Annotated in this window: 11 protein-coding genes; all 11 read right to left on the bottom strand. The window is 53.2% G+C overall.

Translation table 11 applies throughout. The features are described from left to right. Positions 1–12 precede the first annotated feature (12 nt). Positions 13–3,495: a DNA polymerase III subunit alpha gene (gene dnaE / locus VW41_03890; protein ID AJZ88251.1), complete on the bottom strand. Its 3,483-nt coding sequence runs from the start codon at positions 3,493–3,495 to the stop codon at positions 13–15. A 34-nt stretch (positions 3,496–3,529) separates the two neighbouring features. Further along, positions 3,530–4,126 (bottom strand): ribonuclease HII, encoded by a 597-nt coding sequence (gene rnhB / locus VW41_03885; GenBank protein AJZ88250.1) that lies wholly within the window; start codon positions 4,124–4,126, stop codon positions 3,530–3,532. Then, positions 4,123–5,271: a lipid-A-disaccharide synthase gene (gene lpxB, locus VW41_03880; GenBank protein AJZ88249.1), complete on the bottom strand. Its 1,149-nt coding sequence runs from the start codon at positions 5,269–5,271 to the stop codon at positions 4,123–4,125. The genes rnhB and lpxB overlap by 4 nt, the downstream gene beginning before the upstream one ends. Then, complete coding sequence (locus tag VW41_03875; protein ID AJZ88248.1) at positions 5,272–6,060, bottom strand: UDP-N-acetylglucosamine acyltransferase; 789 nt, start codon at positions 6,058–6,060, stop codon at positions 5,272–5,274. It lies immediately after the preceding gene. Between the two features lie 3 nt (positions 6,061–6,063). Then, entirely contained in the window at positions 6,064–6,519 is a 456-nt protein-coding gene (locus VW41_03870; protein AJZ88247.1) for a hydroxymyristoyl-ACP dehydratase, read from the bottom strand. Between the two features lie 148 nt (positions 6,520–6,667). Further along, entirely contained in the window at positions 6,668–7,693 is a 1,026-nt protein-coding gene (gene lpxD / locus VW41_03865) for a UDP-3-O-(3-hydroxymyristoyl) glucosamine N-acyltransferase (protein ID AJZ88246.1), read from the bottom strand. 3 nt (positions 7,694–7,696) lie between these two features. Then, positions 7,697–8,197 carry a molecular chaperone gene (locus VW41_03860; protein ID AJZ88245.1) on the bottom strand — a complete coding sequence of 167 codons (501 nt, stop codon included), beginning with the start codon at positions 8,195–8,197 and terminating at the stop codon, positions 7,697–7,699. Between the two features lie 123 nt (positions 8,198–8,320). Beyond that, positions 8,321–10,726 carry an outer membrane protein assembly protein YaeT gene (locus VW41_03855; protein AJZ88244.1) on the bottom strand — a complete coding sequence of 802 codons (2,406 nt, stop codon included), beginning with the start codon at positions 10,724–10,726 and terminating at the stop codon, positions 8,321–8,323. Between the two features lie 33 nt (positions 10,727–10,759). Continuing rightward, on the bottom strand, positions 10,760–12,112 hold the full coding sequence (locus VW41_03850; GenBank protein AJZ88243.1) for a zinc metallopeptidase RseP: 1,353 nt from the start codon (positions 12,110–12,112) through the stop codon (positions 10,760–10,762). Between the two features lie 11 nt (positions 12,113–12,123). Beyond that, entirely contained in the window at positions 12,124–12,981 is an 858-nt protein-coding gene (gene cdsA / locus VW41_03845) for a CDP-diglyceride synthetase (protein AJZ88242.1), read from the bottom strand. 18 nt (positions 12,982–12,999) lie between these two features. Beyond that, positions 13,000–13,752, bottom strand: coding sequence for a UDP pyrophosphate synthase (locus VW41_03840; GenBank protein ID AJZ88241.1), 753 nt, complete (start codon positions 13,750–13,752; stop codon positions 13,000–13,002). Between the last annotated feature and the right edge of the window lie 134 nt (positions 13,753–13,886).

The raw sequence follows: 13,886 nt of genomic DNA, 5'->3' as shown, positions 1-13,886 counted from the left end.
AATATTCCTGTTTTAGTCAAACTCCAGTTCCACCTGCTCCGAACCAATCAGCGTTCGCAAATCGTTAAGTAAACGATCGCTAGGGGAAACACGCCATGTCGCACCGAAGCGCAACCGGGCTCGTGCATCCACCCTCTGATAGTAGAGATGTACTGGAATTGTCCCCGAACGATGGGGTTCCAGAGACTGACGGAGACGGTTTAAAAGCTGGTCATCAATTTGCCTGTCCGTCAGCGAGATAGCAAGCCCACGCGCGTACTTTTCACGGGCTTCGTCGATGTCCATCAGCTCGCGGGCCGTCATTTTAAGCCCTCCGCTGAAGTCATCAAAGCTGACCTGTCCGCTGACGATCAGGATACGGTCTTTTTCCAGCAGATGCTGGTATTTTTCTAGCGCATCTGTGAATAACATCACTTCCAGACGACCGGAGCGGTCATCCAGCGTACAGATGCCGATGCGATTACCTCGCTTGGTGACCATAACCCGCGAAGCAATCACCAGACCCGCAGCCGTGGTCATTTTACCACGTTCTGTCGGGTGCATCTCTTTCAGGCGCATGCCACCGACATAACGCTCAATTTCTTTCAGGTACTGGTTAATCGGGTGGCCGGTTAGATACAACCCAAGCGTTTCCCGCTCCCCTTCCAGTACGACCTGATCCGGCCATGGGATAACGCTGGCGTAGGATTTTTCGACCTGCTCTGGCTCTTCTGCCAGTACGCCGAACATATCCGCCTGGCCGATAGCCTCCGCTTTCGCATGCTGATCGGCCGCTTTCAGCGCATCACCCAAAGCGTTCATCAGTGCAGCACGGTGCGGTCCAAGGCGGTCAAAAGCCCCGGACATAATAAGTTTTTCCAGAATCCTGCGGTTAAGCTTTTTGATATCGGAGCGCGCGCATAAATCGAAGAGATCGAGGAAATGCCCGCCCTGATTACGCGCCTCAATAATGGCTTCAATCGGGCCTTCACCTACGCCTTTTATCGCCCCGATGCCGTAAACAATTTCCCCGTCATCGTTAACGTGGAAATGATACAGGCCAGAGTTAATGTCCGGCGACAGAACTTTCAGCCCCATGCGCCAGCATTCATCCACCAGGCCTACCACTTTCTCGGTGTTATCCATATCGGCGGTCATAACGGCCGCCATAAACTCTGCCGGATAGTGCGCCTTCAGCCACAGCGTCTGGTACGAAACCAAAGCATAGGCGGCGGAGTGAGATTTGTTAAAGCCGTACCCGGCAAATTTCTCTACCAGGTCAAAGATTTTCATCGACAGCTCGCCGTCGACGCCGTTTTTGATCGCGCCCTCTTCAAAGGTGCCGCGCTGCTTGGCCATCTCTTCCGGTTTCTTTTTCCCCATCGCACGACGCAGCATATCCGCGCCGCCGAGGGTGTAACCGGAAAGCACCTGGGCAATCTGCATGACCTGTTCCTGGTACAGGATGATGCCGTAGGTTGGCTCCAGTACCGGCTTCAGACTTTCGTGCTGCCACTCTACGTCCGGATAAGAAATCGCTTCACGGCCGTGCTTACGGTCGATGAAGTTATCTACCATCCCTGACTGCAGCGGACCAGGGCGGAACAGCGCCACAAGTGCGATCATGTCTTCGAAGCAGTCGGGCTGCAGACGCTTTATCAGGTCTTTCATGCCGCGAGATTCAAGCTGGAAGACCGCAGTGGTTTCCGATCGCTGCAGCATGTCGAAGCTTTTCTTATCGTCGAGCGGGATGGCAGCGATATCAATCGGCTCCAGCCCCTGTTTTGCCCGACGCGGGTTGATCATTTTCAGCGCCCAGTCGATGATCGTCAGCGTTCGCAGCCCGAGGAAGTCAAACTTCACCAGACCCGCATATTCAACGTCGTTCTTGTCGAACTGGGTAACCGGATGCTGCCCCTGATCGTCACAATAAAGCGGCGCAAAATCGGTAATTTTGGTTGGCGCAATAACCACGCCCCCGGCGTGCTTACCGGCGTTACGCGTGACGCCTTCCAGCTTGCGCGCCATGTCGATCAGCGCTTTAACTTCTTCATCGGCCTCGTAGATCTCAGGCAACTGCGGCTCCGCCTCAAAGGCTTTTGCCAGCGTCATACCGGGATCGGGCGGGATCAATTTCGAGATGCGATCGACGAAGCCGTAAGGGTGGCCGAGTACGCGACCTACGTCACGAATAACCGCCTTCGCCGCCATTGTACCGAAGGTAATGATCTGCGAAACGGCCTCGCGCCCATACATCTCGGAAACGTGGTCGATCACCTGGTCGCGTTTTTCCATACAGAAATCGACGTCGAAGTCAGGCATCGAAACACGTTCCGGGTTAAGGAAGCGTTCAAACAGTAAGTCAAATTCAAGTGGGTCAAGGTCGGTGATTTTGAGCGCATAGGCCACCAGTGAACCAGCACCAGAGCCGCGGCCTGGCCCGACCGGCACGCCGTTATCTTTCGACCACTGGATAAACTCCATCACGATGAGGAAGTAGCCGGGGAAGCCCATCTGGTTGATAACCTGCAGCTCAATGTCCAGACGCTCATCGTACTCTGGGCGTTTTTGAGCACGAACTTCCGGGTCCGGGAACAGGAACTCAAGACGTTCCTCTAACCCCTCTTTAGATTTCATGACCAGGAAGTCTTCGGTGGTCATTTCTCCCGTCGGGAACTGCGGCAGGAAGTACTCGCCCAGGCGCACAGTAACATTGCAGCGCTTAGCTATCTCGACGCTATTTTCCAGCGCTTCCGGAATGTCCGAAAACAGCTCGCACATCTCCTCTTCACTGCGCATATACTGCTGAGCGGAGTAGTTGCGAGGGCGTTTAGGATCGTCCAGCGTGAAGCCATCGTGGATCGCGACGCGGATCTCGTGGGCATCAAAGTCACCGGCATCAATAAAACGAACGTCATTGGTTGCCACAACCGGCAGCCCACGTTCATCGGCCAGCGCCACGGCGGCGTGAAGGTAATTCTCTTCGTCCACGCGGCCGGTGCGAATCAACTCCAGATAGAAGCGATCGGCAAAATGCTGCTGCCAGAATTCCAGGCATTGATCGACCAACGGCTGGTTTCCACGAAGCAGGCTTTTGCCTATATCTCCCATGCGTCCGCCGGACAGTAAGATCAGCCCCTCGTTTAACTCAACCAGCCATTCACGATCGATAATCGGGCCAGCCGCGCCGTAGCCGCGCTGGTAGGCCCGAGAAATCAGTAAGGTGAGATTTTGATAGCCTTCATTGTTGGCGGCCAGTACCGTCAAATGGCTAAGCTCGTCGCCCAACAGCTCGTTGGCCACGTTGAAGTCCGCACCGATGATCGGCTTGATGCCAGCCCCGTGGCCGGAGCCGTAGAATTTGACCAGCCCACAGAGGTTGGTGAAATCGGTGATAGCGAGAGCAGGCATCCCCAGCGCCGCGGCTTTTTTTACCAGCGGCCCGGTCTTAGCCAGCCCATCAATCATGGAATAGTCGCTGTGCACCCGAAGGTGAATGAAACGTGGTTCAGCCATCTCTCACCAATTACTTTGTATCAGCTACTCGCGCTCAGGAGACGAGCCCAAGCGCGCGTTTGACGGGGCCAAAGCTGCGGCGATGGTGCTGGGTGGCACCATGCTCGGCTAGCTTCTCGAGATGAAAAGCGGTTGGGTAGCCCTTATGTTGAGCAAAACCGTATTGTGGGAAGCTGAGATCCAGCTCGGCCATTTCACGATCGCGCGTGACTTTGGCAAGTATTGATGCCGCGCTGATTTCAGCCACCCTACTGTCGCCTTTTACTACCGCCAGCGACGGCATAGGCAGCGCAGGGCAACGGTTGCCGTCAATCAGCACGTATTCAGGCACCACACTCAGGCCCGCAACCGCACGCTGCATGGCCAGCATCGTGGCATGCAGAATGTTGATGCTGTCTATCTCTTCCGGCTCGGCACGGCCCAGACTCCAGCTTAATGCCTTTTCGATAATTTCGTCATACAGCGCCAGACGGCGTTTTTCCGACAATTTTTTCGAATCCGCCAGCCCAATAATCGGCTTTGCCGGATCGAGGATCACTGCCGCAGTGACAACGGCGCCGACCAAAGGCCCACGCCCGACTTCATCCACACCGGCGACAAGGTGCGTATGCGGGTAAATAAATTCCATCATTGGGCCAGCTCCAGCACGGCGTCCGCCGCCTGTTTGTCCGCATTACAACGGATCTGCTGATGCAAATCCCGGAAGGTGTCATGCATTTGATGGCTGGTAGTACCGTCTTCCAGCAGCGGCTCCAGCGCACACGCTAACCCGATAGGCTCACACTCGTTTTGCAGCAGCTCTTTAACCAGCTCGCGGCCCGCCAGGAGATTAGGCAGGGAAACGTAATCGGTTTTCACCAGACGCTTTGCCAGCCAAAAAGTAAATGGCTTCATGCGATAGCCAACGACCATAGGGCATTTCGCCAGCATACATTCAAGCGCAGCGGTGCCCGATGCCAGGAGCGCCGCGTCACTGGCAATCATCGCTTCGCGTGCTTTACCATCCAGCAAATGCACATGCAGCTCAGGGGCTATCTCAGCCTTAATTTTTTCAAACTGCTCGCGACGCTTTGCATTCACCAGCGGCACCACAACTTCCAGCGCAGGCCAACGTTTACGAAGCAATTGAGCGGTTCTCAGGAAATCGGCGCTCAGCATTTCGACCTCAGCGCCACGGCTGCCGGGTAAGAGCGCCAGGCATTTTGCATCTGCCGCAATGCCTAACGTCGCGCGAGCCGCCTTTTTATCAGGATCGAGCGGCATGGCGTCCGCCATGGTATGCCCAATGAAGCGACACGGCACATTAAACCGGTCGTAAAACGCTTTTTCGAAAGGCAGAAAAGCCAGAACCAGATCGGTCGCTCTGCCAATTTTGAAAACGCGTTTTTGCCGCCATGCCCAAACGGACGGGCTGACGTAGTGGATCGTACGAATCCCTTGCTTCTTGAGGTTGCCTTCGAGCGTGATATTGAAATCCGGCGCGTCGATGCCGACAAACACATCGGGCTGCAGCTCGGTGAAGCGCTTAGTGAGATCGCTGCGGATCTGCAGCAGGCGACGTAAACGGCCGAGCACTTCAACGATGCCCATGACCGCAAGCTCTTCCATTTCATACCAGGCTTCACAACCTTCGGCCTGCATGAGCGGCCCGGCCACGCCAACAAAGCGGGCATCAGGCACGCGAGCTTTCAGTTCACGAATAAGTCCGGCACCAAGAATATCGCCGGAAGTTTCTCCGGCGACCAGGGCAATCGTGAGGGGACGGCCAGGCTTCATTTAACGAATCAAACCGCGCGTTGAGCGGGCAAAGAATTCAATAAATGCATTCACTTCCGGATGCTGAGCAGCAATTTCAGCAATTTCCGGCTTCGCCTCTTCAAGCGTTTTGCCGCTGCGATAGAGGATCTTGTAGGCGTTACGAATAGCGTGCAGCGCTTCTTTGCTGAAGCCGCGACGCTTCAGGCCCTCAATGTTCACACCAAACGGCGTCGCATGGTTGCCCTGCGCAATAACGTAAGGTGGAACGTCCTGAGCAACGCCGGAACAGCCGCCAACCATCACATGAGCGCCGATGATGCAGAACTGATGCACCGCGGTCATTCCGCCGATGATGGCGTGATCCCCAATTTGTACGTGACCCGCGAGCGTTGCGTTGTTCGCAAGGATAACGCGATCGCCAATCTGGCAATCATGCGCAACGTGCGCATTGATCATCAGCAGGTTATCGCTTCCCACCTTCGTTAATCCAGCATCTTGCACCGTACCGCGATGGATGGTGACGCTTTCGCGAATGCGGTTGCGATCGCCAATTTCCACGCGAGTTGGCTCACCCGCATATTTCAGATCCTGGTTAACTTCACCGATGGACGCGAACTGGTAGATCTCATTATCACGGCCAATTTTAGTGTGGCCATTGACGACAACATGAGATTTCAGAACCGTGCCCTCGCCGATTTCAACGTTTGGACCTACGAGACAAAACGGACCAATGTGAACGTTAGCACCAATGATGGCGCCTTCTTCCACAATGGCTGTTGGATGAATAAAGGCGGACTTATCAATCACGTATTATGCCTCCCGGCTGCGTGCACACATCATGGTTGCTTCGCAGACGATCTTACCGTCAACGATTGCAACACCTTTGAAACGCGTCAAACCACGACGAGTCTTCTCAAAGGTCACTTCCATAATCATCTGATCGCCAGGCACGACAGGGCGCTTAAAGCGCGCTTCATCAATACCAGCAAAGTAATACAGTTCACCCGGCTCAAGTTTACCTACGCTTTTAAACGCAAGAATACCGGTAGCCTGCGCCATCGCTTCCAGGATCAATACGCCCGGGAAAATCGGCTTGCCAGGGAAGTGGCCCTGGAAAAACGGCTCATTTACAGAGACATTTTTTACTGCGCGCAGAAAACGACCTTCTTCAAAATCCAGCACGCGGTCAACCAGCAAGAACGGATAACGGTGCGGCAGAAGCTCTAAAATCTCTTCAATGTGCAGAGTATGAGTGTCAGTTGTCAAAATACTCTTCCTGTCTAAATATTCTAAATGACAATAATAACACGGCCTGCGGCAATCAAAGAAAGCCAGCAGGCCGCAAATCAAAAAGCGCGGCTCACGCTCCAGCCCTAATGGCCGGAAACACGGCAGCGCAGGGAGCAGGCGACGATCAGTCTTGTTGATTGACCTTACGTTCGATGGCTTTTAAGCGTTTGCTCATCTCATCGATGTTCATCACCAGGGCGGCGGTTTTACGCCACGCTTTGTTCGGCTGGAGCGGGATACCCGAGGAGTAAACCCCCGGTTCAGTGATAGGACGCATCACCATTCCCATTCCGGTCACGGTCACCTTGTCACAGATTTCCATATGGCCGTTGATTACGCTGGCACCACCAATCATGCAGTAACGGCCAATTTTCAGGCTGCCTGCCATGATAACGCCACCCGCAACCGCAGTATTGTCGCCAATCACAACGTTATGTGCAATCTGGCACTGGTTATCAATGATAACACCATTGCCGATGATCGTGTCATCCAGCGCACCGCGATCGATAGTCGTACAGGCGCCAATCTCAACGCGATCGCCAATAATCACCCGGCCGAGCTGAGGGATCTTCACCCAATTACCACGATCGTTGGCGTAGCCAAAACCGTCGGAACCAATCACCGTGCTGGACTGAATCAGGCACTGAGCACCGATTTCAATGTTGTGATAGATGGAGACATTTGCCCATAAACGGCTACCTGCGCCAATTTTGGTATTTTTGCCTACGAAGCAGCCAGCGCCAATCACCACGTTATCACCCAGCTCAACGCCAGATTCGATAACGGCATTTGCGCCGACAGAAACATTTTGGCCAAGCCTCGCCGTCGCATCGATCACTGCGCTTGACGCAATGTTGCTTGCAGGCTGAGGCGTGGTATCAAGAATTTGAGCCATACGGGCATAGGTCAGGTAGGGATTCTTCACTACCAGCGCCGCGCTCTTAGCGTATGGAAGGTCGGCTTCGGTCATCACGACGGCAGAAGCCTGGCAGACAGCCAGCTGTTCACGATAGCGAGGGTTAACCATGAACGTAATGTGGCCAGACTGGGCAGTTTGCATAGATGCGACGCCGGTGATGACGATATCGCCATCACCGTGCAATTCTGCATCCAACTGCTGGGCTAATTCAGCCAGTCGAATTGAAGACATTACTTATTTAACCTGTTTCAGTACGTCTGCAGTGATGTCTTTAACGTCGTTACCTGCATAAGCAACGGTGTTTGCATCCAGAACGACATCATAACCTTTGTCATCTGCAACTTTCTTCACAGCGGCCTGGATACGAGTGACCAGCTTGCTGCGTTCTTCGTTGGAGCGACGGTTACGATCCTGCTCAAAAGCCTGCGCTTTTTCGGAGAAGGACTGGCGCTGAGCCATGACGTCTTTTTCCATTTTGCTGCGATCTGAAGCTTTCATGGTTGAACCATCGCGCTGCAGGCGCTGCATTTTGGATTGCAGATCGTTTTCCATTCCCTGCAGTTCGCTGGCGCGGCCTTTGAACTCATTTTCCAGGGTTTTAGAAACACCGGTATTTTGTGCGACCTGTTGGAACAGGTTGCCCATGTTAACTACTGCGATGCTGGAGGCAGCCTGAGCGCCGGCTGAAGCAACCATAGCAATCCCGAGACCTGCGGCAACTAACCACTTTTTCACTATAAACTCCTTACCATCCCATAGGCGTCCGAAGACACTGTTTTTTGCGAGCACCGGCTAACTGACTAAGCGGTTAACAGGTGCAACGCCTCACTGCTGTTGCGTTCCATCGCGCAGAACAAATTACCAGGTTTTACCAATGTTAAACTGGAACTGTTCTGCCTTGTCTCCATCATATTTCTTATACGGCTGAGCATAAGAGAAGACCAGCGGCCCCAGAGGCGACATCCACTGCAGCGCAATACCTGCAGACATACGGATGTTACTTGGCGTGCTGTAATCAGGTATACCTGCCGCTCTGGTCGCGTCGGTGTTCTCCCATTTGGTATCCCAAACGGTACCTGCATCGACAAACAGAGAAGTACGAACAGAGTTTGAGTACTTCTCACTCAGGAACGGCGTCGGGGTAATCAGCTCAAGGCTGGCTACACCCATTGCGTTACCACCCACCGCATCGTTAGAGTTACACACGGCACCGGTTCCACAGTTACGCTGGTTCGGACCGAAATAAGCGGCTTTTGGACCAATGTTGTTCGACTGGAAACCACGCACGGTGCTTGAACCACCGGCATAGAAGTTCTCGTAGAACGGCAGTTCTTTACCGCCCAGACCATCGCCATAACCCCAACGAGTACGGCCCAGCACAACCCACGTGTGATCGTCATTGATCGGGAAGTAGCTCGCCGTATCTAACGTCACTTTGTAGAACTCGTTGTCAGAACCCGGAATGGTAACTTTACCATTCAGGTTGACGCGAGAACCATCCGTCGGGAAGTAACCGCGGTCAAGGTTGTTGTATGTCCAACCATAGTTCAGAGTAAAGTCATCTGCCGAGAAACTGTTGTCGTTGGCGTTCTGAGTTGGGTGCTGCCCCACAGAATCCAGGTAGCGCCACATGGCTATCTGTGGCTGCATATTCGACAGATCGTTATGCACGTAACCCAGACCGAGACGCAGCGTGTTGTATTCGTTCACCGGGAAGCCCAGTGTCGTATCTACGCCGTAGCTCTTGTTGGTGTAGTCAGACAGGTCCGCGTCATCAGCTTTAAAGTCGTTGAAGAAGATACGACCACCAAGGCTAACGCCGTCAACCGTGAAGTACGGATCGGTTGCTGACAGTTCCGCGTAGGTCTGGTAATCGTTTTTGGTGCCGCTGATACCAACCGAGTAACCCGTACCCAGCCAGTTATCCTGCTGCACGCCGACCTGGAAGCTAACGCCGCTTTCGGTACCGTAGCCAACGCCGAAGTTGAAGCTACCGGTGTTACGCTCTTTAACTTTATAGACAACGTCAACCTGATCCGGGCTGCCGGATACGCGCTGGGTATCTACATCGACGGTCTCGAAGTAACCCAGACGGTTCAGACGCTCTTTACCAGCATCAACGAGGTTGCTGCCCAGCCACGCACCTTCCATCTGACGCATTTCACGGCGCAGAACGGAATCTTTACTGGTGTCGTTGCCTTCGAAACGGATCTTACGCACGTAGTAACGGTTGCCGGAGTCGACGTTCACATGCAACTTCACCGTTTTGTCAGCGTCATTAATTTCTGGCTGCGTCTGTACGCGCGGATAGGCGTAACCGTAGCGACCCAGCAGTTTCTTAATGTCGTCTTCCATTTTGGTGACTTTGGTGCCGTTGTATAGCTCACCCGGCTGCATCTTGGTCAGGCTCTCAATTTCTGCAGAATGCCCGGCCAGATTGCCTTTCACATCTACGCCAGCGATCTTGTACTGCTCGCCTTCGGTGATGTTAATGGTCACATAAATGCTTTTCTTGTCCGGCGTCAGGCTCACCTGCGTGGAATCAATATTGAAACGCGCATAGCCGCGATCCAGATAGTAGCTACGCAGGGTTTCAAGGTCGCCCGCCAGCTTTTGCTTCTGGTATTTGCGATCGCCGACGACGTTCCACCACGGCACTTCGTCACGCAGCTGGAAACGGGAAATCAGCTCATCGGTGGTAAACGCATGGTTACCGACGATGTTGATCTGCTGGATTTTCGCGGAGACGCCTTCCTGGAACACCAGTTTCAGGTCAACACGGTTACGCGGCAGCGGCGTAACGACAGCTTTAACGCTGGCGCTGTATTTACCGACGCTGTAGTAGAAATCTTCCAGCCCTTTCTCGATATCGCCCAGGGTCGTACGGTCAAGGGATTCCCCCACGCGCACGCCTGAAGCTTCGAGGTTCTGCTTGAGCATGTCATCTTTCACCGACTTGTTGCCGGAGAAGGTAATGCTGGCAATGGTTGGACGCTCTTTGACCTGCACAAGCAGCGTATTGCCATCACGCAGAACTCGTACATCTTCAAAGTTGCCAGTAGCAAACAGTGAGCGGATTGTATTACTGATATCCTCGTCAGAGACGGTATCGCCTACGCGAACCGGCATACTGAGGAGGGCCGCACCGACGGCGACTCGCTGCAGGCCTTCAAAATGAATATCTTTCACCACGAACCCGTCTGCACCGTATACGGTGGCGCTGCTAAACAGCAGCGACGCTATGAGGAGCTTTTTCATCGCCATCGTTGTTATGCGTTCTTCCTAACCTAATTCTCTCTATAAACGAGAGAAATCATTGAAAAGTGCAAGCCCCATTAATAGCACCAGCAAAATAGAGCCAATGCGATAACTGAAGTCCTGAACTCGCTCGGAAACCGGAGTGCCTTTCAGTTTCTCAACCGCCAAAAAGAGCAGGTGCCCGCCGTCAAGGACGGGAAGTGGAAACAGGTTAATGATCCCTAAGTTGACGCTGATAAGCGCCAGGAACATCAGGAAGTAAATTAACCCATATTCCGCCGACATACCTGCCCCTTGAGCTATGGAGATTGGCCCACTGAGGTTGTTCAGTTTTACATCACCGGTTATTAATTTCCCCAGCATGTTGACCGTCAGCTTCATCAGTTGCCAGGTTTTATCCGTGGCTTCTGCTACAGCGGTAAACGGCCCATACTGACGCACTGTTTTGTACTCATCGGGCAGCGGGATAATTTTAGGCACTACCCCTGCAAACCCTTCAGCCTTCGCTTTACCCGGTTTTGTATCCGGTATCAGCGTCAAAGACAAGGGGCTACCCTGTCTTTCAATCTCTACGGCCAGCGGCTGTCCTGGATTGTCACGAACCAGGTTAACAAACGCACTCCACTGAAGGAGCGGCTGTCCGTTGACTTTAACGATCCTGTCCCCGGCTTGCAAACCTGCCTTACTGGCTGCGGACTGCGGCTGAACTTCGTCCAGCACGTTTTCAATCTGCGGGCCACGAGGCCTGAATCCAAGTGATACGACCGGATCCTGCTTATCAGGCTCAAACTGCCAATGGCTTAGATCAAGGGTTACATCACGCGTTTGATTGGTCCCAAACGGCGCATAAGAAACTCTCGCGCTCGCATCGCCAATCTTACCGATTAAAGCTAAACGAACAGCATCCCAATCAGGCGTTTCGATACCATCTATCGCTTTTAGTTCCATGCCGGCGCTAATTTGTGCTTCCGCTGCGATAGAGTTGGGGGTTATTTCACCGATAACCGGGCGCAGGCTGGGAATGCCAATGATAAACACCAGCCAATAAGCAAAAATTGCGAAGATGAAGTTAGCGACGGGGCCAGCGGCGATGATAGCCGCTCGCTGAGAAACCGTTTTGTTGTTAAACGCAGCATGACGCATTTCCGGCAGCACCGGCTCAACGCGTTCATCCAGCATTTTAACGTAGCCACCCAGCGGGATAAGCGCGATAACAAACTCGGTTCCCTGGCGGTCGGTACGACGCCAAAGCGCCTTACCAAACCCGATAGAGAAACGTTCCACACGAACGCCACAGCGGCGAGCTACCCAAAAATGGCCAAACTCGTGCACGGTAATCAAAACACCCAGTGCAACGATAAACGCAGCCAAATTCCAGAGTATGCTCAGCATAAAACCTTCCGTTAAATCGTCCTGAATACCAGAAGCAGCAGACACGCAAACACCGGCACCGCCGCTGTCAGGCTGTCAATACGGTCAAGAATACCACCATGTCCCGGGATAAGGTGACCACTATCTTTAATACCTGCTTCGCGTTTGAACATACTTTCGGTCAAATCACCCAAAACGGAAGCCAGCGCGGCAACAATGGAACAGGTTAGCAGAACCACGGGGGCCACGTTCAAATCCGCCCACATCCCGAACAACAACGAAATAACGGCTGAAGTTGCAAGACCGCCAATAAACCCCTGCCAGGTCTTGCCGGGCGAGACCTTTGGCGCAAGTTTATGCTTACCGAACATTTTCCCAAATACATAAGCGCCGGAATCCGCGCCCCACACCAGGAACATCACATACAGCAGCCAGACTGAGCCGCTGTAGTGGTTGATATCATAATGCCAGCTGCGCAGCGCGACCATGCCCCAGAAGAAAGGAATAATGGTGAGCAGGCCAAAGACCAGACGAAGCGGTTTTGAATTGCGCCATAGCGCCGCAGAGGCCGGATAGAACAGAACCAGCAGCAGCGCAGCTACCCACCACACTAGCGATGCCCAAAGCGAGAATTCGATTATCGGCAAATGCACCGAATGCCGATACTCCGGCAACGAAATCAGCATCACGGCAAGCAACAGACCACAAAGCACCGACAGCCAGACGCGCTGTGAACGCGCCACGAAGCCAGCGAGTTGCCCCCATTCCCATGCTGCCAGCATACAAATCACCAGCGTAGCAATCGCAAATCCTACTGGCGGAAGCCAAAACAACGCCGCGATTACAACGGGAATCATAATAAACGCGGAAATCAGGCGATACTTCAGCAAAAGTGACCCCCAACAGGCTTATTCACCACCAGGTGCTGTGCCACCAAAACGACGCTCTCGGTTTGCAAAAGCATTTAGCGCACCTTCAAAGTCTTGTTCATCGAAATCAGGCCAAAGAACATCGGTAAAATAAAGTTCCGCATAGGCAATTTGCCAGATGAGGAAATTACTGATGCGATGTTCTCCCCCTGTCCTAATTACTAAATCTACGGGAGCCAGTTCATGCATGCAGATCTGCTGACCGAGCAGTTCTTCATCTATCTGATCCGGGCGCAATAAGCCTTCCTGCACCTGCGACGCAAGCTGTCGCACTCCCTGAATGATATCCCAACGCCCGCCATAATTCGCGGCGATATTGAGCGTCAGACCAGTATTCTCACTGGTTAAAGCTTCTGCTTTTTTGATTCTTTCCTGCAGGCGGAGGTTAAATCGGCTGGTATCACCGATAATTCGTAAGCGGACATTATGACGGTGCAGGCTCTTGACCTCACTGTCTAATGCCCAGACGAACAGCTCCATCAATGCGGTCACTTCCTGAGCGGGGCGGTTCCAGTTCTCGCTGCTAAAAGCGTAAAGCGTCAGCGCATCGATGCCGTTATTCGCTGCGAAAGTCACAGCACGGCGAACCGATTTTGCTCCAGCTTTATGACCGAAAACCCTCATTTTTCCCTGACGCTTAGCCCAGCGGCCGTTACCATCCATAATGATGGCAACATGGCGAGCACCATGCGTGGTTAAGGATTCGCTTAATTGTTGATTAGCAGACAACATAACGCGTAATGATTCCCTGAAAAAAATTAAGCGGTACTCAGGAATATTGAAGCCTGGTGCATAAAAAAGCCGTGTTGTGACACGGCTTTCCACTTAACGCTCAGTCACATCTGGCGATTAAGTGGCGCAGACTA

The organism is Klebsiella michiganensis (genome assembly GCA_000963575.1).
Taxonomy (GTDB): Bacteria; Pseudomonadota; Gammaproteobacteria; order Enterobacterales; family Enterobacteriaceae; genus Cedecea; species Cedecea michiganensis_A.
Note: the sequence above shows the minus strand (reverse complement) of the source record. Positions and strands in the feature narration are given on the sequence as shown.